Here is a 23640-nt window from a genome sequence, read left to right as displayed (position 1 = left end):
GTTTATTAACGAATTTAAAAATAATTAATCACCTCCACTATAAACTACGGTCTTCCGCCCATTGTTAAAGCCATAATTGCTTTAGCAGTATGTAAACGATTTTCAGCTTCATCATATATAATAGAATGAGGGCCATCTATAACAGAATCAGTTACTTCTTTTCCCCTATCAGCAGGCATAGCGTGCATGTATAAAACGTTTTTATCAGCAAGTGCCATTCTTCTTTCATCACAAATCCAATCTTTATACTTTTCTAAATTTGCTTTCATTTCTTTTTTGCCTTCTTCTGAATCAGGATCTTCAACCCCTAAAAATCCTCCCCAATTTTTTGGAATAACTATTTGAGCCCCTTCAAACGCTTCATCCATATCGTTTGTAAATTTAATACTACCATTGTACTTTTTAGCGTTTTCTTTAGCTTGCTCAATAATTTCTGGCATCAAAGGGAATTCTTTTGGATGAGCTATAGTAACATCCATGCCATATCTAGTAAAGAGGAGTGCTTGAGTTTGTGGGACCGAAAGTGGTTTAGCATGAGAAGTAGCATAAGCCCAAGATACAGTTACTTTAACGTTTTGGAGGTTATCTCCGACTTTTTCTTTTATGGTCAATAGATCAGCTAATCCTTGTAAAGGATGATAAATATCGTCTTGCAGACTAATAACTGGCACATCTGCATACTTTGCTACATCTCTTAAATATTTGTTTCCGATGCCAAAAAAACAATTTCTAATAGCTATACCATGACCGAATCTACTTAAAACAATTGCAGTATCTTTGGCGGATTCGCCATGGGAAAGTTGCATTTTATCGGGTGTGAGATCGTGGGCGTGACCACCTAATTGAGTTATACCAGCTTCAATAGAATTACGCGTCCTTGTTGATTGTTCGAAGAAAAGCATGAATACGGTTTTTGCTCTTAATAAATGATCTGTTACTTCACCCATTGCAAATCTCTTTTTAAGTTCCTTAGAAACTTCAAACACAGTTTCTAATTCTTCTCTACTCCAATCTTGTGTTGAAATGAAATCTTTGCCTCTAAATAATGTATTCATAGTTCATTCCTCCGATATATATATAATTTTATAACTTCTCAAAATTCAGCTTTTACAAACTTTCCATACCCTTTTTCACCAACAAACTCTCTATCTTTTACTATTACTTTTCCTCTTAAAATCGTAGTTACGGGCATACCTTCGACCTCGAATCCGTTAAAAGGATTATAACCCGCATTAGAATGGGTGTTTTTATCGTTTAATATTTCTTTGATATTAGGATCAAATATAACTAAATCTGCATCTGAACCTTTTTCTATAACACCTTTTTTAGGAAAAAGTTTGAATATCTTAGCAGGGTTTGTTGATAAAAGTTCAACCATCTTATTAATTGAAAAAAGACCATTTTTTACTCCATACGTATAAACCAATGGAAGAAGTGTTTCAACTCCGGGTATACCTGGGAAAATATCCAGTGAATCTTTTCCCATTAATTTTTGTTCTTTACTGTATGCACAATGATCTGTTGCTACAACATCAATAACATTTTCTTTAATGCCTTGCCAAAGAGCTTCGTTATCCTCTTTTTCTCTCAAAGGAGGAGTCATCAAATACAATCGTCCATCTGAACCTTTTAACTTATCTTTAGTTAATAAAAGATAATGAGGAGTAGTTTCTACTAACAAATCAAAATCTTTGTTTTTAAAAGTTTTTACTGTTTCATATCCTTCCTTTGAAGAAAGATGTACTATGTATATAGTTGCTTTAACCTTCTCTGCAATTTCACATACCTTCCTTATAGCTTTAGCTTCCGCTATAGAAGGCCTAATATCAGGATGGTATTGAACTCCTAACTTCTTTTCTTTTTTGAACTTTTCAACATTTCTTTGAATTATTTCGTCATCCTCACAATGAATTGCTATGATTAAATCGTTTTCTTTTGCTTTTATAAAAAGAGGTTCCCATTTATCTTCAGAAATCATATACAACCCTTTGTACGTAGTGAAAGCCTTTAAACTAGATATTCCAAAATTTTTGATCTCTTTTAATTGAGCATTATCTTTAATAGGATTGAATTTGTCGTCTATTACTATATGAAAATGAAAATCTATAACAGAATTAATAGTTTCTTCCAATCTACTTTCTAGACCTTTCATCAAAGAACCATCTTCACTATCGGCAAAATCGATATGAGTAGTAACGCCTCCTAGTGATGCTGATACTCCTCCAGAATAAAAATCATCTATACTTGTTGTTCCTCTGGAATGGAGGCTAAAGTGAGTGTGGCTATCTATTACACCAGGTATCACATATTTATCCTTTGCATCAATAACCTCTTCATCTAAAAAAGGAGATAAATTATAATTAATTTCTACTATCTTTTCAGCCTTAATTCTTATATCCTTTTTCTCACAATTTTTTGAGGTTACAACTATTCCATTTTTAATAAGCAAAAATCATACCCTCTTTCTAATATTTTTATGAAAAATTTTGTACATATAATTTTGGAATTGTTGCATACATAGCAGTTGCTTTCACTAGTTCACTTTTCCAAGTTTTTTCATTTGGAGCATGTGCTTGATCTTCATGTCCAGGCCCAAATCCAATACAAGGTATACCGTATCTTCCCATAATTGAAACAGCATTTGTAGAAAAAGTCCATTTGTCAACTAAAGGATTCTCATCAAATAAATTCTCATAAGCTTTTACTAATGTTTGACAAGCTGGATGATCCTCTTCCAAAACCCATGCTGGAAAGTATGACTCAGTTGGATATATTAAACCCGTGTAGGATGGCTTTTCATAAGTATATAATTCTACATCCGCGTTATATCTTTTTGAAGCGGGCAGATTTTTAATCTCTTCTATTGCACCTTGCCAACTTTCTCCCCAAGTTAATCTTCTATCTATTGATATTGAACATCCATCTGCAACCGCACATCTAGAAGGAGATGAAAAGAAAATCTCAGAAACTGTTAAACTGCCTTTTCCCAAAAAATTGTCATTCTTTAAGCATGTATGTAAAACCTTTAATTCGTTAATAATATCAGCCATTTTATAAATGGCGTTATCTCCTCTTTCTGGAGCAGAACCGTGACAACTTACTCCATGAGTAGAAACTTTAATTTCCATTCTTCCTCTTTGCCCACGATATATATTACAAGAGGTAGGCTCTGTAATAACAACAAATTCTGGTTTTATCTTATCTTCATTAATTATATATTGCCAACAAAGCCCGTCACAATCTTCTTCTTGTACTGTACCTGTTACAAGTAAAGTATAATCATCTTCCAACCCTAAATCTTTTATGATTCTTGCTGCATAAACCATAGAAGCCATGCCACCCTCTTGGTCACTAGCACCTCTTCCAACGATAATTTCATCGTCTTCATAACCTTTGTATGGATCATATTGCCAAAGGTTAATATCCCCTATCCCCACAGTGTCAATATGAGCATCCATAGCAATAAGATGTTTTCCATGCCCTATATAGCCTAGAATATTACCCATAGGATCAATCTCAACTTTATCAAAACCAACTTTTTCCATTTCTTCTTTAATTCTTAAAATAACGTCTTTTTCTTTGCCGCTCTCACTTGGAATAGCGATCATATCTCTAAGAAACTTTGATATATCTTCTTTATAATCTTCTGCTTTCTTTAAAATTTCTTTATAATTCATTTTTGATATGTCTCCTTTCAATTATGAGAATAAAAATATCGTTCAGGTATTAAAGAGAATAAAAATTAAAAATAATCATTCAATAAATTATATAATTCATTTATATCTGTACTAACTCTTAAAGGTTCTCCTACAGATTTTTGAGCATTTTTTATATCTTTTAAACCATTACCTGTAATTACCACACCAACAGATTCATAAGGTTTGATAATCCCATTTTCCACTGCTTTTTTTATCCCCGCAACGCCGGCTACACCAGCAGGTTCTCCAAAAATCCCCGTCTTTTTACCTAAAACTTTCATCATATCTAATATTTCATTATCACTAATGATAACCATATCGCCTTTGGATTCCTTTACAGCTTTAATTGCTTTGATATAATTCCTAGGCTTCCCAACAGCTATACTATCAGCTAAAGTATTTTCTTTTTCAACTATTAAATCTTTCCCACTTTTGAAAGCTTTAGTAATGGGCGCACACCCTTCAGCCTGAACTCCTAACAATTTTGGAACTTTATCTATAAAGCCTATCTGTTTTAAATCGTAAACTCCTTTCCACGCACCAGCAATAGTACAACCATCCCCTACCGAATAAACTAACCAATCAGGCATATTCCAATTCAACTGTTCTGCAAATTCAATTGAAGATGTTTTTTTACCTTCAACTAAATATGGATTTATAGCCGCATTTCTATTGTACCAGCCCCACTTATTTATCGCCTCTTCTGATAAATAAAAAGTTTCTTCGTATGAACCTTTTACAGAAATAACTAATGCCCCGTATATTAAAAGTTGAGTAACTTTACCTATTGGAGCTCGTTCGGGAACAAATATCACAGCTCTCATTTCGTTTCCCATTGAAGCTATATTTCCTGCTAAGGAAGAAGCTGCGTTACCTGTAGAGGCGCAGGCTACAACATTAATTCTCGCTTCCTGCGCCTTTACAACAGCTATAGATGACGCTCTATCTTTAAGAGATCCCGTAGGATTAAGCCCATCATCTTTTATATAAAGAGTAGATACTCCTAATTCTTTTGCCATAGCTTTGCTTTCATAAACTGGAGTATTTCCCACTCTCAAAGGAGGTTTGACACTATTTGGCTCTATAGGCAATAAAGGAGCATAACGCCAAATGCCTGGATTATTGTTACTAGATAAATCCTCTTTTGACCACTCTTTTTTAATTTTTTCATAATCGTACTGAACGTCAAGAATACCTTTTTCTCCACATTTAGGACATAGATATTGGGTTGGAGAAGCTTCATAACTTTCTCCACAACTGATACAAACTAGATTCTTTACATACTTCAATTTATTTCCTCCAATAACCCAGTCTTTTTATTAAACTCATTAATAAGTTCATCAATCTTGTTTGCAGTTTCTCGCATGCCACCCCAATATTCATCCGCTTCATACCATTGTGCATTGAGCTCATTCAAATCTTTATTCTGTTGTTCTATCCAAGTATAGTATTTTAGATTATGAATTCTTTTTCTGTCATAATAATTAAGCTCTTGCATATTATCTGTTTTAATACCAATTAGATGTTGATAATAGTCAATAGCAGCTTGATGCTCGTTGTATTCTCCGAATTCTTCTCTCATTTCTTCCAATCTTGAACCATAAAGTTCCATTGAATCAGTAAAAACCGTCATTACAATATCGTGTTCTGTAAGTTCATAATATTTAGCAAATTTAATTGCAGAAAGAGTATTAGCAATTGAAGATATTCCAAGTAAGTTTAAATTTTCTACTAACTTTTCATCTATACCCTGTGCCTTTAAAAACTTTTTACCCGCAGGTTCGTTAAAAAGCCTTACCAAACTCATTGTATCTTCATCGTCTATAGCTATAACCATATCAGTATTTTTTACATTATGAATCCATGGAACATGTTTATCCCCAATTCCCTCAATTCTATGAGCTCCAAAACCATTGTTTAACAATGTAGGACATTGTAAAGCTTCCCCAACAACTAATTTACTGTTTGGGAATAAGTCTTTTAAATATTCTCCAGCACCTAATGTTCCAGAAGAACCTGAAGTAAAAACAGAACCCGCTAATCTATCTTTACTACCCATAATATCATTTAAAACCTCTTCCATTGCATGACCAGTAACTTCATGGTGCCACAAACGATTCCCCATCTCATCAAACTGATTGAAAATAACTATTTTATCGCCGTATTTTTCTTTTAATTCTTTACATTTGTCAAAAATCTCCTTAACATTACTCTCACTACCTGGTGTACCTATAACTTCACCCGCTACTTTTTTAAGCCATTCAAATCTTTCTTTACTCATTCCTTTTGGCAATATTGCAATTGACTCACACGCTAAAAGATGAGCGTCGTATGCCCCCCCTCTACAATAATTACCGGTTGAAGGCCATACAGCTTTTTGGCTAGTGGGATCAAATTGCCCTGTAACTAATCTTGGAACCAAACATCCAAAAGTAGCTCCAACCTTATGAGCTCCAGTCGGAAACCATTTTCCTACTAAAGCTAATATTCTAGCTTTAACTCCAGTTAACTCAGAAGGTAATTCAAAATAATTAACGTTCCCATATAAACCGCCTTTTGAAACGGGTTCATTTTTCCAAGTTATTCTAAACAAATTTAAAGAATTAATATCCCACAAACCAATATCTTTTAATTTTGCCTTTATTTTATCGGGAATTAATTCTGGGTTTCTCATCTGTGAAAATGTAGGAATTATGATATTCTTTTCTTTAGCTCTTTCAATAACTTTTTCTAAACCTTCTTTTTTCACTGTTAAATCAATCATACTTTTCCTCCAATCATATAGTAATAATGAAAACAACCACAATATATTAACAACTAATATCCTTTATTAAATAACAATTATAGCGCTTTCAAGCTTAATTGTAAAATTTCTATTTATTACCTATTTCACGTTTAAACGAGAATAATTCTGAATATTCGTCTCTAATCGTTAATATTTCTATTTATTGATTTTTCTTTTTGTTTTTTGGTTCCGGCATCAACAAATTCAGAACTATTGCTGTTAATGCACCTACGGTTATATTCGAGGAAAAAATAATTGCCATCCATTCAGGAAGCTGATTAACAATATCTGGTCTGAAAGTAACTCCTAGTCCTAAAGCTAAAGAAATTGCTAAAATAAACATTTTCTTATCGGTTAAACCACCTCTTAATGCAATTCTCATTCCTGAGGTAGCCACCATACCAAATAATGCAATCGTAGCTCCACCTAAGACAGGTTTAGGCATTACACTAACCAAAGCGCCAATTTTTGGGAAGAACCCTAATAACATCAAAACAATTGCTACTCCCACTCCTACAACTTTACTTGCAACTTTACTCAACTGAATAACCCCAATATTTTGACTAAAAGTTGTATTCGGTAACGTATTAAAAACAGCGGCCAAGGCACTACCTACACCATCTGTTAAAACACCTCTTTTTAATCTTTCATCATGAACCTTACCCTCAACAGGCTCTCCGCTAACCTCTGCTATTGCTGTTAAATCCCCGACAGTTTCAACAGTTGTGATAATGTAAGCTAAAATCCATGGTAGAATCAAACTCCATTTGATTGAAAGTCCATATTTAAAAGGAATAGGTGCAGTAATCCAACCAGATTCTGCAACTGGTGCAAAGTCTACCATCCCTAAAGGAATTGCCAAGAGATAACCAACCACTAAGCCAATTGCCACCGCTCCTGCTTTTATAATCCCCTTACCATATATATGAGCAATTGCTATTACAATTAAAACAAATAAAGCCATCAATAAGTTCGGAACACTTCCCCAATCGGTAGCGCCAACTCCTCCTCCTATATCATTAACAGCTGTTTGAATCAATCCCAACCCTATAAGCATAACCACAGTACCAGAAACAACAGGAGGAAATATCTTCCTAGTTTGAGTTAAAAAACGACTTAAAATCATTTCAACAGGCGATGTTATAAGTGCCATTCCTAATACTAAAGGCAAACCACCAACATTAGCTGCAACAATTGCCATTGGAACAAAAGTAAAACTAGTACCTTGAACAGCCAACATCCCAACACCCAGTGGTCCAATTTTCTTTGCTTGCATAAAAGAAGTAACCCCTGAAATAATCAAAGCCATACTAACAAAATACCCAGTTTCTACTGGATTCAAACCCGCAACACCCGCAATAATTAAAGGAGGTGTAATAATCCCCACAAACATAGCCAACATATGCTGAATACTAAGAATAACTGTTTCAAAAAAAGGCGGTTTGTCTTCCAATCTGTAAACAACTTCTTCGTTATTTACACTTACTTTTTTTGCATCATCCATATAAATACCTCCTCCGTAGTATATTCATATTAGAAAAATCGCTAATACTTAATAAATCTAACAAAAAAAGTAAAATGCAAAATCAAATGGCTTAAATATAAATTAATATATTATACCATAATTTAACAATCAAGTACAAAATAAAATAAAAAAAAGCATGCTAACAGCATGCTTTAGTTTTAATTCTAATATTTTTTGTCGATCTCACCCCAATTCATATACTTATTTGTATTTGACTACTCCCCCCCTACTTTATCCAAATCTAATAGAGCGGTTTAATTCCCCTTCTGTGAAGGGGTAAATGTAATAGAAATTCCCCTCTTGAGAGGGGGTGGATGCGACGTTCTTTGTCGCAGCCGGGGTGTGGCAGCAGACGGGGTAGTCGGTTTAATTCCCCTTTTTGAAGGGGTGGATGCAGCGTTTTGTGCTGCAGACGGGGTAGTCGGTTTAATTCCCCTTNTGTGAAGGGGTGGATGCAGCGTTTTGTGCTGCAGACGGGGTAGTCGGTTTAATTCCCCTTCCTTGAAGGGGTGGATGCAGCATTTTATGCTGCAGACGGGGTAGTCGGTTCTATTCCCCTTCTGTGAAGGGCACACCATTACTCATAGGCAGGATAAAAAGAAAGTTTTATCCACTTTTCTTCATCTAAACTTGCTAAGTTTCCATTCCTTTTCTCCCCACTCCATTCCTTATAGGTAGGATAAAAAGTGAATAAGACGGATCTGGCATCAGTAAGAGACATTATGTTTCCATTCCTTATAGGTAGGATAAAAAGAAAGCGGTGCTGCTGAGAATGGCGAAAGCAAAACGGAATTTCCATTCCTTATAGGTAGGATAAAAAGCTTTGATGCCGTTTGTATATATTTTGAATGCTCTTGGGGTTTCCATTCCTTATAGGTAGGATAAAAAGGCGGCAAGTAAATTTTGAAGTTTTTATTTATGCATCGTTTCCATTCCTTATAGGTAGGATAAAAAGCCATTAGGGACTTTGAAAAGGTAGATAAAATATATGAACGTTTCCATTCCTTATAGATAGGATAAAAAGACTAAACTTTCTACTTCATCCCATCCCAACCAATAGTTTCCATTCCTTATAGGTAGGATAAAAAGCTACAGCATCCAGTGAATGTTCAGCGCTAAAAAAATGTTTCCATTCCTTATAGGTAGGATAAAAAGGCCCAGTTTCTTCGTCGTATCTTGGATGATTAGCATTGTTTCCATTCCTTATAGGTAGGATAAAAAGGGCGTAAGACTACTATAAATACTATATCATAAAAAATTAAGATTGTCAAGCCAATTTATTAAAATAACGTAAAATTGACTTATAACATCTATTTTATCAATATTGTGACTTTTATAACTATTCTGTCGATCCCCCGAGGTTTTACCCTTATTATAGGTCTACAGTACATATATTTTTTAAGAAAATTAATCTTACTTGATTTTCTGTTTATAATATGATATCATATATTCATAATATAAAAGCTATGTTAATAAAAAAAGGTAGGAGATAATTATCAGACTAAATATTCAATTTTCTTTTGATAAATTGATACTACCAATAAATTATAACCATATTATTCAGGCTTTTATTCTTCAACTAATAAATGATGCTGAATATAGAAAATTCATTCATAACCAAGGATATTTATACAAAAAACGTTGTTATAAGATGTTTTCATTTTCTCGATTAAATGGTGAATTTAAAATTAATCCTCACGATAAAACTATCGAGTTTTTTGAAAATGTTAATTTGATAATTTCATCTCTTGATGAAAATATAATAAGATATGTTGCTGATTCATTGTTGTTTAAAAGTGAATTTGAATTAATGAACCAAAAAATTTATGTTAAAAAAATTGAATACAAAGATGAGGAAATACATAATAATCGCCTCCAGATAAAAACTCTTTCTCCTATAACCGTTTATTCAACCATTCAAAAAGATTCTTCAAAAAAAACAATATATTATTCCCCTTCCGAAAAAGAATTCTCAAAATTAATAATAGAAAATTTAAAATCCAAATATTTAGCATTTTATAAGCTTGATGAAGAAAAAGTTCCTTTCAATGAAAATTTTGTTATTAAAGAAAAAAACGGTAGTAAGTCAAAGCTTGTAATAACTTACTATAAAAATTTTATAATTAAAGGTTGGCATGGATTGTTTGAAATAAAAGGAGATCCAAGATTATTAAAAATTGGCTATGATGCTGGATTTGGAGCAAAGAATTCTCAAGGTTTTGGTCTAGTAGAGATACTTTAATTTTAAACATAAGGGGGAGATTTAATGGGGTTTATTGATGCTTAAAAATAGCTAAACCAAAAGATGTTGGGGAAAAGAACAGGAAATCTTTTTTACCCACTTCAAAAATAGCAAAAAATAATGGTTAAGCTGAGGTAAAAAAGATTATATAAAAGGAAAGAAGAACTAAAATATTGAATTTCAAGGAAAATGCTCTTTGAAAAAGTCAAAAAACTTAAAGAAAAAGACTATTTTAGAACCAAGAAAAAATGTGTTTCTCAATTTAATATTATACGAGGGTAAATAAACAACTAGAATTAGAAAAAAGATGAAATAGAAAAAAGGGTGGAGAAAAAATATGAGAGTTATAGGGTGGATATTTATTATTATTGGTATATTTTCTGCTTTTTCACTTCCCATTTTGGGGCTACCAGAAATAATAATAGGGGCAATATTAATTTCTATAGGCAGAAAAGGGAAGGATAGAAGGCTTGCGAAAAAAGCGAGAAAATTGCGTTATAAAGCAGAAAAAGCAAGAATGGAAGGCGATTATGATAGGGCAAAAGAATTAGAATTAAAGGCTAAAAAATATGATTGAGGAATTTTCGGTACTAATAGTTTTATTGTTTGCTTTTTTTTATAGTTTTGATGAAAATTAAATACTCACTTTAGAATCTTTTCTTATGATAATAATTGTTTTAATTTCAAAATCATTTTTGTGAAAAAGTAAGATTTCTTTATTTATTCTCAAATAACATGGGGTTAGACTGCTATGAATGCATTCTTGTGCCTGTTGAATTCTTCTGGTTCTTCTTTTGTCATCTTATTTACTATCTCTTTGCTTATTATTCTTATTAACTCTTCTAATCTTTTTACTCTTAAGTCTGACTTGTCTGTTAATAGTATCATCCTAAAATTCCCCTTCTGTGAAGCTCAACTATTTGTTCTTTGAGCTCATTTGAATATCTGACTCCTTTATTACCCATAAAAGTTATGTAAAACAATTAGAAAATATCGAGCAAGCAATTAAATTGTAAAAAGCGCGTATTGTTTTCACAGAATATTTAACAGACTTAAAAATTTATTTAAAGAATGGATATACAACTCTATTATAGCTTTTACTAGAATACTCTCAATTTGTAGAAACTTCATGTCTAAATTACCTTGTAATTTAAAATTACAAAAATTAACTCATAATTTTTTTCAATAAGTAATTCCCGTTTTATTACGTTTTTTTTAATCAAAATTTTTGCTATAATTAAAAAGAATTACAATTTAAAAAAGAAGAAATTTTTACTGTGTTTCAATAATTTCCGTTCCCTTCAAGAAATTAACTTAGATATAAAACGATCCTCAAAAAATGGAATTTAAATAAAAAGTTGGTTTACAGATTCTTTTTATTGAAAAAAATTAACTTTTCATGAGACATTTTGCCAAAGGTTTAACATAGGAAATAAAAAAATCAAATGTAAAGGAGGGATTAAGGTGCGATTGTGTTGCAACTTTGAAACAGAAACAGTTCCATTACCCTATCAAATGATGTTTGTAAGTCTTATTAAAGAAATTTTAAAAAGTTCTTCAGAAGAATATTTTAATCAGCTATATTACTATGACCACGATAAAAGAAGCAAACAGTCAAAAAACTTTTGTTTTTCGGTGTTTTTAAAAAACTTTGAATTAAAAAATGAACATTTTGTTTTAAAAGATGGATTGAATCTAAACATAAGTTCTCCAGATAATCTTTTTATAGTAAACTTTTTTAATGGTTTACTAAAAACCAAAAGTTTCAAGTATAAGAATTATTTCATTAAACTTGTAAAAGTTTATCCTCTTCCAGAAAAAAATATCACTGAAGAAAGGATCACCTTTAAAACAATGTCTCCCATTCACTTAACTGACAAAAGAAAAAAGCCTCTCTCTCCTTACGATGAAAATTTTACAAAAGAATATAATTACCTTTCAGATAAGATATTAGCAAATTATAGAGGAGAGGGATTATCAAGAAATATAGAATTCACCCCAATACAAATGAAAAAAGTAGTTGTTAAAGAAAAAATAGATGAATTTCAAAGAAATACAGGCAAAGAATTTATGTTTTTAGAATCTTACGAAGGTACCTTTTCATTACAAGGCGATGTTTCGGATTTGAGAGACATTTATGCTCTAGGAGTTTCCCTTCGACGAAGCCAAGGATTCGGTATGATAGAGGTGATATAATATGTCTATAAAATTCTATTTATCTGAATGGTTTTATAATATGGGCATTGTAGGATTTCTACGTATTCTTAAATTTAATAATGTCGATGAAAGTAGATATACAGCAAAAGAAAACTACTTAGAAATTGAAAATGAATTACTCGATAATTTTGCCGAATATTACTTTAATTATTTTTTTACTATAAACGATGATAGAGAAAGATTTGTAACAATCACAAATGAAGCAACCAAATTAATTGAAAATTACGATGAACTTTCTGAAGCCTCTGACCAAGAGGCAAGTGCCAAAAATATTATTGAAGCAATAAATAAAGTTTATGATCGCTTCAAGAGATATGAGAATTCAGTGAAAAATACCTGCTACGTTGATGAATACAATGATTTATTGAATTCATTAAAAGAAATTAATCGTATAATTAAAAAAGATACAAGTACTAAAACACTAGGAGATGCAAAATCGATTTTAAATAATTTATTAGCTTTTGTTTCTATTGAAGAAATACGAAAAAAACGGGCTGCAAATATAACTCGATCAAATCTAAGTGATTTTTTCGGTCAAGCAAGTTTTCTTAATCCTGCTTTCGCTGGTGCTTACGCGCAAAATTTCATAGAAAAAATGCACAAGGATTATGTCCAACCGGTGAAAGAAAAATATAATCAAAATCCTTCTAAAAAATCTAAAAGTAAAACAGTATATCACTGTTCATTATGTTCACGCGAGACTATCGGAAATTACCATTTTGATGAGGCTATGTTTTCACCAATAGGATTGAGTTTAAAAGAAAATAAAAATTTTTTTTGGAACGAAGTTAATAAACTTCCAATTTGTGAAGAATGTAAGCTTCTTCTAATGTGTACTCCAGCTGGATGCACCCCACTTAGAAAACCCCGACCAACAATCGACGAGATTGATTATTACACTGAATATACTTTTGTTAACTTAGACACAGACATAGATAGTTTGTTTAAAATAAACGAAAATTTTAAGCAACGTTCAAGTTCCTCTAATCCTTATAGAGAAATTATAATTGATATAGTGACTGAAAAGAAACAAAAGGCGCGTTGGACGTTGCAGAGTATTTTCTTTGTCGAATTTCAAACCAAAAAGAAGACTACATATTTACACTATTTCAACATAGCTCCTTATAAAGCGAAATTTTTTATAGATAAACAGGTAAATTATTTATTAACTCACATATATCCCCCTCGATTCCAAATGGATACCATGGAGTACATTTTAAATGATAGAGACTTATATCTGTTAATTTATGAGAATTTGAGTAACTATATAAAAAAGGCTGGAACTCCTATTTGGTGTTTTAATGTAGTGTGTTTAAGACATTTATTAAATGGATATAGAAGGAGGCAGGAAAAAGTGAGCACAAAAATTATAAATGAGGCTTTTAACTACGGAAAAGACCTTAATAGATATTATGTTACGACAGATTCTGCGAACAAGATTAATTCCATAGGCTATAAAATGTTAAATGCTGTAAAAGTGGGGAACAAAGAAGAATTTTTGGATAATCTTATTAGAACTTGTATGAGTATTCAAAAACCTATTCCCGACTTTTTTTTAAATGTACTAACAGAGCAAAGAGCAGATTTTAAAGATATTGCTTTAGCATTTATATGTGGATTTACAGCATTGCCCTTAGGTGCTGATGAATCTAAAGAAAATGTTCTTAATAAGGAGGTTTGATAACTATGTCTAAAGGTTTAACTGCAAGCGTTATATTTCAAGCACAAAGCTTAAATTACGATGAAGGAATAGCCAACATTTCTGTTCTTAAAAAGTTAACTCGAGGAGATGGAACTTTAATTACCTATGCATCAAGACAGGCCTTAAGATACGATATTGTTAGACTTGGTCACGAAATGTATAATTGGAACTTACAAGTTGTTGATAAATCAAAAGGTACAGTCCAATTTCGTGACGATTTGACAATAAAAGATTCTGTAGAGATGGATTTATTTGGATACATGAAAACTGTAAAGAAAAGTCAGAAAGAAACTGGTGGAGCTGGTACAAGACCAGCAGTCGTGCGTTTGAGTCATGCTATCTCTCTTGAACCATACAGAAGTGACACAGAATTTTTAACTAACAAAGGACTTGCTGACAGGATAAAAGAACACCCTAACATAGCTAACATTGAACAGCATTTAAGCTTATATACATATACCTTTACTATAGATCTAGCTAAGATAGGGGAAGATGGAGAAACCATTTTGGATAATGCCGAAAAATCAAAAAGAGTTAACCAATTTTTAGAAATAATAAAACTCCTTAATAGAAACATTCGTGGAAGGCAAGAAAACCTTTCACCAATTTTTATAATAGGTGGCATTTATGATTTGTCTTCTCCTTTCTTCTTAGGAAGAATAGGAATAAATATGAAAAACGGATTGTATTATATTCAAGAAGACAAACTTAACAGCACTTTAGAAAAAACCTTAGATAATAACAAAATTAAAGATAAAACATTCGTAGGCTTTGCCGATGGGTACTTTACAAATGATTTTAAAATAAAAGAAATGTTCGGAGAAAGAGCCTTATCAGTAGAGCATTTTTTTGTCAAAATGAAAAATGAAGTCAATAATTTTTATGGGGTGAGCAATACATGAAAGCTTTAAAATTGAATATTTACCAGCAAAATGCAACTTATAAAAAGCCTTTTGCTTTTAAGGTGGCAGAGACGTATCCTCTGCCCCCTTACTCTACCGTAAAAGGATTATTGCATAAGATTATGAATGCTGAAGAATTTAATCCTTTAGCTATTTCTATTCAAGGAAGCTTCGAAAATATCTGTTTCAATTTACAAAGTATGTATTCGTATAAAAGTAGAGAAGGTCCGAGTGTTACTTCTGTACCTTCCTATGTGCATATGTTATACAATGTAAATTTGATTATACATGTATGTGCTCAACCAAATATTATTGACGCAATTATTAAGGGAATAAAAGATTCAGAAGAATATTTTAGTTTAGGAAGAAGAGAAGATTTAGCCGTAATAGAGGATTTTAAACAAGTAAATTTAGAAGAAATAATTATAGGACGAGGAAAAGCTGATCCTTACGAAATAAAATTTCCTATTTATATACCGAAAAAACAATTACCTCCTGATTTGAGTGGCATAAACTACCGACTTAACTGGAAATATACTATACAAAACGAACTAAGAGTATGGGAACGTATCGATACCGTATATGTTGAAAGCGGTAACGTAATAGATTCAGGAACAATTCTTTTAGATGAAGAAGGAGATCTAGTTTTTTTAATGGAAGGTGAAGGAAATGATATATGCTAAATCGAATCCACAGGAATCCATGTATGAACATACCCAAAAACTTTTGGAAAATTTAGAGATATTAAAAACTATGTATGGTTCGAGAATTGAAAATATCCTACCCAACGTAGTTAACAAAGAACAATTTTGGTATTGCGTTTGCATAACAGCATTTTATCATGACTTTGGAAAAGCATTTACACCATTTCAAAATGTAATTAGAGAAATGATTGGGCAAGAAAAGAGTTATAGTTCTTTTAAAAACGATATCCCTCACGGATATCTCTCCCCAGCCTTTTTACCTTTTGAAGAAATGTCACATTATCTGTCTGACGACAATGAACTGGTAAAGATAATTATACAAGCAATAGCGTTTCATCATGAAAGAAATATTATTCCCGATAAAGGACATATTATTGAAGTTATATCCAAAGACCTAGAACCTCAACTTTCCGAAATTAATAAACATATGGGGACAAATATACAGAAACTCGATAAATTTTATTTAAATGATATGACAAATAGAATAACTCAATCTCATAAATATTATCACTTATATGTATTGATAAAAGGTATACTACATAGATTAGATCATGCCTCTTCTGCACATGCTGAAGTAGAAGTATATAGTAAAGAGGCTTTAAATGAAGTAACCGAAAAGCACATAACTTTAAACCTTAATTCAAATTTGAGAGATGTTCAAACCTATGCTCGAGATAACTCCCATAAAAATTTGATTATTGTTGCTTCTACAGGCATAGGAAAAACAGAAGCTGCGCTGATGTGGGCTGGTGAAGATAAAACTTTTTTTACCCTTCCTTTAAGAGTTTCTCTAAACTCTTTATACTCAAGGGTGAAAGAGACAATAAATTTTGATGAAGTGGGTTTGCTTCATTCAACTGCTTTAGATTATCTAGCAGATAAGGGTTATGAAGATTCTTTGATAATCTATGAACAATCGAAACATTTAGCAAAGAAGTTAAATTTTACCACAGTCGATCAAATTTTCCCCTTTGTTTTCAAATATTTAGGTTACGAAAAAATATATGCGACTCTTGCATATTCTAAGATTATAGTAGATGAAATACAAGCATATTCCCCCTCAATGGCCGCAAGCATTATAAAAGGTTTAGAAATGATATACGAACTAAATGGGAAATTTTTGATTATGACAGCAACATTTCCTAGAATATACAAAGATTATTTGATACAAAAGGAAATACCATTTGAAGAAAAGCAATTTTTGTCAACTTTGGAAAGGCATTTTGTAACTATAAAAGAAAAGTCGATATTAGATGATGTAGATCAAATTATAAAAAAATCAAAAGAAAGCAAAGTTTTAGTTTTAGCTAACACCGTTGCTAAAACCATCGAAATTTATAATATCTTAAAGAGTAATATACCCCGAGGAGTATATAAAAATGTTAATCTTTTACATTCGCTTTTTATTCAACGTGACCGTGCTCAAAAAGAAAAAGATATTCAAGCATTTTCTAAAAGTGATGAAGCAGGGATATGGATTAGCACTCAGATAGTAGAAGCTTCTTTGGATGTTGACTTCGATTACTTATTCACCGAAATGTCAACACTGGATAGTCTTTTTCAACGATTCGGCAGATGTTATCGAAATCGACAGTTTGATCTCAATCATCCTAATGTTTATATTTATACAAAAAATGTAAGTGGAGTTGGCTATGTATATAACAAAGATATTTGGAATTTTAGTTTAAACTATCTTAGAGACTACGATAATAAAATTGTCACTGAAAGCGATAAAGTACAAATGGTTGACCAACTCTACTCGGAAAATCAATTAAAAGGAACAAAATTTTTAGAAGAGTTCAGAAATTCCCTTAACTTTTTAGACAATATTATTGATTATGATCTACGTAAAGAAGAAGTACAGAAGATTTTTAGAGACATTAATACAGTTACGTGTATACCTGAAGATATTTATAATAAAAATAAATTTCTCTTTGATTTATGTGAAAAAGAAAAAGATAAAAATAGCCTTGCAAAATTGTATTCAGAAGTAAGAAAGTTAACCGTAGATGTGCCTCTTTATAAGGCGAAGGAACATATCTTATGTAGACTCAACGGTTACAGACTCAATAATATTCACTTGCTAAAATGTGATTATAACGATGAGCAAGGTATAATTTTTAGCCAAAAAGGGGATGATTTTGATAGATATATCCTTTAATGAGAGGCACATAAATAACAATGTTGATTCGTTGGAGTTCGACTTTCAAACCTTTAAAGTTCAAGGTATTAAAGTTAATTATTATTTCGTATGTAAAAGAAAGTTGTGGTTATACGATAAGGGAATAAGTATGGAAAATGAAAGTGATGCTGTATTAGAAGGAAAATTAATTCATGAAAATTCTTATCCTAAGGCTAAAACTCGTGAAATAATGATAGATGATCTATTAAAGGTAGACATAATCGAAGGAGACTATATAAAAGATGTGAAAAAATCAAGCAAGATGAGGCGGAGCGATACCATGCAGATAGCATATTATCTATTTTATTTAAAACAGCTGGGAGTGATGAAAAAAGGTACCATAAACTATGTCAGAGAAAGAAAAATTGAGAAAATAGAACTGACTGAAGATTTAGAAAATGAAATTAAAAATGCCCTGTTAGAGATAAATAAAATATTGGATAGTAAAAAGCCACCTCGAAGAGAAAAACTACCTTATTGTAAGAAATGTGCCTATTATTTATTCTGTTATGTGGAGGAATTAGATAATGAAACATAATTATTATATTTTTAAGAGTGGACGTTTAAAGAGAAAAGATAATACGGTATTTTTGGAAACAATCGATGAGGAAAGAAAATATTTACCTATTGAAAGTATTGATTCCTTACACCTTTTTGGCGAAATAGATTTAAATACAAAACTTCTAAACTATTTAAATAGTTATGGAATAATAATTAATTTTTACAACTATTATGGTTACTATTCTGGAAGTTATTATCCACGAAAACAACAAGTATCGGGTTATTTGTTGGTTAATCAAGTGCAGCACTATTTAAATAAAGAAGAAAGATTATTTTTAGCTAAGCAATTTATAATTTCTGGTGTTTTTCATATGGTTCGTAATTTGAGACACTACGAAAACACTAAAGAATATATAGAAACCATAAATAGAGAGTTGTCAGACATTGATGAAGTTCCTGTCATACCAGCCTTGATGGGAATAGAAGGAAGAATTAGAAATGTATATTATTCAGCTTTTAACAGCATCTTGAAGCATGGATTTCTATTAAATAAAAGAGAAAAAAGACCTCCAAATGATCCTGTGAATGTACTAATTTCATTTGGAAACAGTATTTTATACTCAACTGTTCTCGGAGAAATATATAAAACACAATTAGATCCCACAGTCAGTTATCTTCACGAGCCTTCTACCAGGCGTTTTTCATTATCTTTAGATTTATCAGAAATTTTTAAACCTTTGATTATCGATTCTCTTATATTCTATACAATTAACAACAAAATATTAAATTTGGAAGACTTTGACAGTAAAGAAGAAATTTGCTTGCTAAGCGAAGAAGGTAAGAAGAAGTTTATTAAAGAATATGAAAAAAAACTTAGTACGACTGTAAAGCATAGAAAACTTAAAAGAAGTGTTTCATATAGAAGCTTTATAAAATTAGAATGCTATAAGCTTATTAAACATCTTATTGATGACGAGCTATATAAGCCTTTAAAAGCGTGGTGGTAAAATATGTATGTGATAATAACTTATGATATTAGTGAAAAAAAGGTTAGCGTTGTTAATAAATTGCTTAAAAAATACTTAACATGGACCCAAAATTCTGTTTTTGAAGGAAATTTAAGCGTTGGTGTTTTGAAGAAATGCTTAATGGAAGTTAGTAGAATAATTGATAAGGAGAAAGATTCAATATATATTTTTAGCGTAGAAAGAGAACAAAATATTAAAAAAGAAATAATTGGCATAGAGAAGAATTATGATGATATTATATTATAACAAATATCAATATAAAGGTTGTGCAGTAAACCTCATTCTAAATTATAATGATTCCTTACTTCATTAATACTGATATACAAGATAATTTTTATAATAAATCAAAAAATTAATTGGGACTTTACTGCAGAAAAGAAAATTATAGCTCAGTATAAAAAGCCTAGGATCAATTAAAAAAGTACTATTGAGGTACTGCGAACATGTGGGTTTTACCTTAACTATGTGGGATGTAAATTCAGATTGAGAACCTAAACTCAAAGTATGACCAGTATGTTTTACCTTAACTATGTGGGATGTAAATCTGAATAAGATCTCGCTTCCGTTTGCTAGTGTAATAGTTTTACCTTAACTATGTGGGATGTAAATCCATTACGGAGGCATAATGTCTACAGGAGGTTTGAGGGTTTTACCTTAACTATGTGGGATGTAAATGTGGAAACTGAATATGAAGAAGGAAACGCAATAGAAGTTTTACCTTAACTATGTGGGATGTAAATTTTATCGTAGTTACAGCGATTGTAACTCCAGCGATAGTTTTACCTTAACTATGTGGGATGTAAATTCTCTGAAGCAGACAGCTTATAGCCTTGTGTTAGAAGTTTTACCTTAACTATGTGGGATGTAAATGATGAAATTGAAAATAAAGCTTACGCAATTAAAGGAATAGGTTTTACCTTAACTATGTGGGATGTAAATCTTTTTGCCGATACTGTGCCAGCTATTTTTGTATCTTCGTTTTACCTTAACTATGTGGGATGTAAATTTCCAAGCATTGTTTATCTCTGTTCTCGCTACTCTCGTTTTACCTTAACTATGTGGGATGTAAATCCTTTTTAGATAGATTTGATAAATAGAACAGGCCCAAGTTTTACCTTAACTATGTGGGATGTAAATTTTCTTGAGTCGCTTGTGTAATGGAAGGCTTATCAGGTTTTACCTTAACTATGTGGGATGTAAATTTTAGAATTGCTTTCATCCAATCAGGGAGATTACTTTGTTTTACCTTAACTATGTGGGATGTAAATGTCTATACCACCCATGAGTCTTGGAGCAGTATTTCCAGTTTTACCTTAACTATGTGGGATGTAAATAAAATACAAGCAAATGCAATCACAGCCGACAAAATAGTTTTACCTTAACTATGTGGGATGTAAATTTTTTGTAGCCTTTGCGTTGTTTTTCGAGATAGTTTAGGTTTTACCTTAACTATGTGGGATGTAAATTAGTTTTGTCTATCGCTGCGGATATTGGTATATTGCGGTTTTACCTTAACTATGTGGGATGTAAATACTATTGTCAAGATGTTTCCACAATTGCTCAACCTTGAGTTTTACCTTAACTATGTGGGATGTAAATTTATGACTGAAAAGTTTATCAGCTGACATGAGATATCCAAGTTTTACCTTAACTATGTGGGATGTAAATGAAGGATGGCATTTTTTTCTGATAGCAGTTCATGATGTTTTACCTTAACTATGTGGGATGTAAATGCCAACCCTGCTGCGAGTGTAGCTGCCGCCAAAGCGTTTTACCTTAACTATGTGGGATGTAAATTGTTTTTATGTTTTTTGGAGTAGGAAGCAATATTGATTGTTTTACCTTAACTATGTGGGATGTAAATCCAGATGTATATGCCGCAGTCAATTCTGTATTCAAAGTTTTACCTTAACTATGTGGGATGTAAATTATCAAACTCTCTCGGCAATTCTACACTTGCATAGGTTTTACCTTAACTATGTGGGATGTAAATAGCAGGTACTTGTTCAACTTCTCCCTCATCGCCTAGTTTTACCTTAACTATGTGGGATGTAAATGCGAAAAAGGAAATCAAAAATGGTATAGACTATATAGTTTTACCTTAACTATGTGGGATGTAAATGAAGCAGAAAAAGAAATAAATACGATAGAACGAACGCGTTTTACCTTAACTATGTGGGATGTAAATTTTCAGAAAGAGCAATATAATTGAGCATTTTTTCTGGTTTTACCTTAACTATGTGGGATGTAAATTCTATTTTTCATGTTTTTAAGAATAGTTCTTCTATTAGTTTTACCTTAACTATGTGGGATGTAAATTTTATCAAAGGTTGATTAGTATTTGAAAAATAATTAGTTTTACCTTAACTATGTGGGATGTAAATTATACATTCGAAGAAATGCAAGAATTGAACCCACATCGTTTTACCTTAACTATGTGGGATGTAAAGCATATACAGTGCAGACGGATGGAACAAAGAATATGTTGAAAATATTGACAACGTGGGATGTAAAGCATATACAGTGCAGACACAGGTGGGTTAGAAGATTGAGTTTTACCTTAACTATGTGGGATGTAAAGTTCTTTATCTCTTTCTTCGCAGGATACACATTGAATCGTTTTACCTTAACTATGTGGGATGTAAATTCCGTCCCATCAGGCAATACTCCATCTCCTATGTCGTTTTACCTTAACTATGTGGGCGTAAAATTTGCCTTTTATTGAAATTACATGCGAATGATGCAAAAGTCTATATAAAATAGCTTGAGCTAACATTGGAGTACCAAATATCTCTTTTGGAATACCTCCCGTTTGCTTAAATGCCGATATTAAACATTCAAATACATCTTGTTGTGTCTTTTCTTTCCTGTATTCAAAGTAACAGTATCTCGAGTATCCTAACTTGTAGCTAAATACATTGAATTCAAATTTTTCTCCTGTTTTCGAATATAGTTTTACATCTTCTTTCCAATCTCTATGAAGGTTGATTATGGTATGTTTTTGAATCAAGAAAAATTTTCAAAAAGGAAACATATGGGTTAGAAAAAGGAGAACCCGAGAATTTTATCTTTTAATAATTCTTACATAAAAATTGCTAATCAATTTATATATTTTTTGTTCTGTCGACCTATAATAAGGGTAAAACCTCGGGGATCGACAGAATTGTTATAAAAGTCACGATATAGATAAAATGAATGTTATAAGTCAACTTTACGTTAATTTAATAAATTAGCTTGACAGTCGTAATTTTTTATGATATAGTATTTATAGTAGTCTTACGCCTTTTTATCCTACCTATAAGGAATGGAAACATGGTTCCTCCACAGAAATAGCTTGGAAGTGTTCAGGAACTTTTTATCCTACCTATAAGGAATGGAAACAATCTAAATCTTCATAACTTTCTTCCTCTTTTTCTTCCTTTTTATCCTACCTATAAGGAATGGAGTGGGGAGTAAAGGAATGGAAACCCATACGGCTGTATCCTTCTATAAGCCTCTTGAAAACCTTTTTATCCTACCTATAAGGAATGGAAACTTTTCTAAACAATATCTTTCTGTATATATTCCTACATCTTTTTATCCTACCTATAAGGAATGGAAACTCTTTTCTCACTGTTTTTAATAAACCTGATAGATCAACTTTTTATCCTAACTATAAGGAATGGAAACCAGCTTCGTTAACGTCAGGTAACAAATACATTGTGAACTTTTTATCCTACCTATAAGGAATGGAAACTCTTAGCTTTTTAGGCTAAACACACTGTCCTTAACCTTTTTATCCTACCTATAAGGAATGGAGTGGGTAGTAAAGGAATGGAAACATAATCTTTGAGATAATATATCACTATTTGATAATTCTTTTTATCCTACCTATAAGGAATGGAAACAAAATCTCATATCATCCATAATATCCATCATTCTCCTCTTTTTATCCTACCTATAAGGAATGGAAACTCCCAATCGTTCTTTGGGAACGCATTAACGGCACTTACCTTTTTATCCTACCTATAAGGAATGGAGCGCCCTTCACAGAAGGGGAATTTCAGAGTACGGTACATATAATTTGCTAAAAGCAAATTTAAGCGTGACTACCCCGTCTGCAGCATAAAACGCTGCATCCACCCCTTCGAGGAAGGGGAATAGAACCGNNTACC

At 31.9% G+C, this 23640-nt stretch carries 18 protein-coding genes and 3 CRISPR repeat arrays; of the genes, 10 read left to right on the top strand and 8 right to left on the bottom strand.

Annotated elements, in window-relative coordinates; translation table 11 throughout:
* Window positions 1-44: 44 nt before the first annotated feature.
* The 6 genes from PW5551_RS08920 to PW5551_RS08895 all read right to left on the bottom strand — a co-directional run bounded on the left by PW5551_RS08920 (window position 45) and on the right by PW5551_RS08895 (window position 7987).
* Entirely contained in the window at window positions 45-1055 is a 1011-nt protein-coding gene (locus PW5551_RS08920; protein ID WP_113075430.1) for an ornithine carbamoyltransferase, read from the bottom strand.
* 38 nt (window positions 1056-1093) lie between these two features.
* Window positions 1094-2449: a dihydropyrimidinase gene (hydA, locus tag PW5551_RS08915; RefSeq protein WP_113075429.1), complete on the bottom strand. Its 1356-nt coding sequence runs from the start codon at window positions 2447-2449 to the stop codon at window positions 1094-1096.
* Between the two features lie 25 nt (window positions 2450-2474).
* Entirely contained in the window at window positions 2475-3677 is a 1203-nt protein-coding gene (locus tag PW5551_RS08910) for a YgeY family selenium metabolism-linked hydrolase (RefSeq protein WP_113075428.1), read from the bottom strand.
* Between the two features lie 65 nt (window positions 3678-3742).
* Window positions 3743-4987, bottom strand: a complete 1245-nt coding sequence (locus tag PW5551_RS08905; protein WP_233488500.1) for a threonine synthase — start codon at window positions 4985-4987, stop codon at window positions 3743-3745.
* On the bottom strand, window positions 4984-6462 hold the full coding sequence (locus PW5551_RS08900) for a pyridoxal-phosphate dependent enzyme (protein ID WP_113075426.1): 1479 nt from the start codon (window positions 6460-6462) through the stop codon (window positions 4984-4986). The genes PW5551_RS08905 and PW5551_RS08900 overlap by 4 nt, the downstream gene beginning before the upstream one ends.
* 181 nt (window positions 6463-6643) lie before the next feature.
* Window positions 6644-7987, bottom strand: coding sequence for a uracil-xanthine permease family protein (locus PW5551_RS08895; RefSeq protein ID WP_113075425.1), 1344 nt, complete (start codon window positions 7985-7987; stop codon window positions 6644-6646).
* A gap of 592 nt (window positions 7988-8579) precedes the next feature.
* Window positions 8580-9230: a CRISPR direct-repeat array (repeat unit 29 nt; unit sequence TTTCCATTCCTTATAGGTAGGATAAAAAG).
* 306 nt (window positions 9231-9536) lie between these two features.
* Here PW5551_RS08895 and cas6 (PW5551_RS08890) point away from each other — a divergent pair.
* Entirely contained in the window at window positions 9537-10250 is a 714-nt protein-coding gene (gene cas6, locus PW5551_RS08890) for a CRISPR-associated endoribonuclease Cas6 (RefSeq protein ID WP_146738349.1), read from the top strand.
* A 337-nt stretch (window positions 10251-10587) separates the two neighbouring features.
* Window positions 10588-10827, top strand: a complete 240-nt coding sequence (locus PW5551_RS08885) for a hypothetical protein (protein WP_113075423.1) — start codon at window positions 10588-10590, stop codon at window positions 10825-10827.
* A 164-nt stretch (window positions 10828-10991) separates the two neighbouring features.
* On the opposite strand, the gene PW5551_RS10215 is transcribed toward PW5551_RS08885, so the two are convergent.
* A complete protein-coding gene (locus tag PW5551_RS10215; RefSeq protein ID WP_158526174.1) occupies window positions 10992-11138 on the bottom strand; it encodes a hypothetical protein in 147 nt (48 codons plus the stop codon).
* Window positions 11139-11714: 576 nt separating this feature from the next.
* On the opposite strand from PW5551_RS10215, the gene cas6 (PW5551_RS08880) reads away from it, so the two are divergent.
* The 8 genes from cas6 (PW5551_RS08880) to cas2 are packed head-to-tail and all read left to right on the top strand — an operon-like array spanning window position 11715 to window position 19732.
* Window positions 11715-12446 (top strand): CRISPR-associated endoribonuclease Cas6, encoded by a 732-nt coding sequence (cas6, locus tag PW5551_RS08880; protein WP_113075422.1) that lies wholly within the window; start codon window positions 11715-11717, stop codon window positions 12444-12446.
* A 1-nt stretch (window position 12447) separates the two neighbouring features.
* Window positions 12448-14148 carry a type I-B CRISPR-associated protein Cas8b1/Cst1 gene (gene cas8a1, locus PW5551_RS08875; RefSeq protein ID WP_113075421.1) on the top strand — a complete coding sequence of 567 codons (1701 nt, stop codon included), beginning with the start codon at window positions 12448-12450 and terminating at the stop codon, window positions 14146-14148.
* Window positions 14149-14153: 5 nt separating this feature from the next.
* Complete coding sequence (cas7i, locus tag PW5551_RS08870; RefSeq protein WP_113075420.1) at window positions 14154-15071, top strand: type I-B CRISPR-associated protein Cas7/Cst2/DevR; 918 nt, start codon at window positions 14154-14156, stop codon at window positions 15069-15071.
* On the top strand, window positions 15068-15754 hold the full coding sequence (gene cas5b, locus PW5551_RS08865) for a type I-B CRISPR-associated protein Cas5b (RefSeq protein WP_113075419.1): 687 nt from the start codon (window positions 15068-15070) through the stop codon (window positions 15752-15754). Before cas7i ends, cas5b begins: the two co-directional genes overlap by 4 nt.
* On the top strand, window positions 15741-17936 hold the full coding sequence (gene cas3, locus PW5551_RS08860; RefSeq protein ID WP_113075418.1) for a CRISPR-associated helicase Cas3': 2196 nt from the start codon (window positions 15741-15743) through the stop codon (window positions 17934-17936). Before cas5b ends, cas3 begins: the two co-directional genes overlap by 14 nt.
* Window positions 17937-17967: 31 nt before the next feature.
* Complete coding sequence (gene cas4 / locus PW5551_RS08855) at window positions 17968-18495, top strand: CRISPR-associated protein Cas4 (RefSeq protein WP_113075455.1); 528 nt, start codon at window positions 17968-17970, stop codon at window positions 18493-18495.
* Window positions 18485-19465: a type I-B CRISPR-associated endonuclease Cas1b gene (gene cas1b / locus PW5551_RS08850; protein WP_113075417.1), complete on the top strand. Its 981-nt coding sequence runs from the start codon at window positions 18485-18487 to the stop codon at window positions 19463-19465. The genes cas4 and cas1b overlap by 11 nt, the downstream gene beginning before the upstream one ends.
* A gap of 3 nt (window positions 19466-19468) precedes the next feature.
* Window positions 19469-19732, top strand: coding sequence for a CRISPR-associated endonuclease Cas2 (cas2, locus tag PW5551_RS08845; RefSeq protein WP_113075416.1), 264 nt, complete (start codon window positions 19469-19471; stop codon window positions 19730-19732).
* A gap of 203 nt (window positions 19733-19935) precedes the next feature.
* Window positions 19936-22001: a CRISPR direct-repeat array (repeat unit 29 nt; unit sequence GTTTTACCTTAACTATGTGGGATGTAAAT).
* Window positions 22002-22142: 141 nt separating this feature from the next.
* On the opposite strand, the gene PW5551_RS10330 is transcribed toward cas2, so the two are convergent.
* Window positions 22143-22496, bottom strand: coding sequence for an ATP-binding protein (locus PW5551_RS10330; protein WP_199562271.1), 354 nt, complete (start codon window positions 22494-22496; stop codon window positions 22143-22145).
* A gap of 272 nt (window positions 22497-22768) precedes the next feature.
* Window positions 22769-23505: direct repeats of the CRISPR family, unit length 27 nt; unit sequence CTTTTTATCCTACCTATAAGGAATGGA.
* Between the last annotated feature and the right edge of the window lie 135 nt (window positions 23506-23640).

It is taken from the genome of Petrotoga sp. 9PW.55.5.1, assembly GCF_003265365.1.
GTDB lineage: Bacteria > Thermotogota > Thermotogae > Petrotogales > Petrotogaceae > Petrotoga.
The sequence above is the reverse complement of the archived record's forward strand: the minus strand, read 5'-3'. Positions and strand labels throughout refer to the sequence as shown.

Bases quoted from the DNA above. Each gene is read 5' to 3' on its own strand.
- PW5551_RS08920 (WP_113075430.1), bottom strand. From the start codon at position 1,055: ATGAATACATTATTTAGAGGCAAAGATTTCATTTCAACACAAGATTGG.
- PW5551_RS08910 (WP_113075428.1), bottom strand. From the start codon at position 3,677: ATGAATTATAAAGAAATTTTAAAGAAAGCAGAAGATTATAAAGAAGAT.
- PW5551_RS08900 (WP_113075426.1), bottom strand. From the start codon at position 6,462: ATGATTGATTTAACAGTGAAAAAAGAAGGTTTAGAAAAAGTTATTGAA.
- PW5551_RS08895 (WP_113075425.1), bottom strand. From the start codon at position 7,987: ATGGATGATGCAAAAAAAGTAAGTGTAAATAACGAAGAAGTTGTTTAC.
- PW5551_RS08885 (WP_113075423.1), top strand. From the start codon at position 10,588: ATGAGAGTTATAGGGTGGATATTTATTATTATTGGTATATTTTCTGCT.
- PW5551_RS10215 (WP_158526174.1), bottom strand. From the start codon at position 11,138: ATGATACTATTAACAGACAAGTCAGACTTAAGAGTAAAAAGATTAGAA.
- cas8a1 (WP_113075421.1), top strand. From the start codon at position 12,448: ATGTCTATAAAATTCTATTTATCTGAATGGTTTTATAATATGGGCATT.
- cas7i (WP_113075420.1), top strand. From the start codon at position 14,154: ATGTCTAAAGGTTTAACTGCAAGCGTTATATTTCAAGCACAAAGCTTA.
- cas5b (WP_113075419.1), top strand. From the start codon at position 15,068: ATGAAAGCTTTAAAATTGAATATTTACCAGCAAAATGCAACTTATAAA.
- cas3 (WP_113075418.1), top strand. From the start codon at position 15,741: ATGATATATGCTAAATCGAATCCACAGGAATCCATGTATGAACATACC.
- cas1b (WP_113075417.1), top strand. From the start codon at position 18,485: ATGAAACATAATTATTATATTTTTAAGAGTGGACGTTTAAAGAGAAAA.
- cas2 (WP_113075416.1), top strand. From the start codon at position 19,469: ATGTATGTGATAATAACTTATGATATTAGTGAAAAAAAGGTTAGCGTT.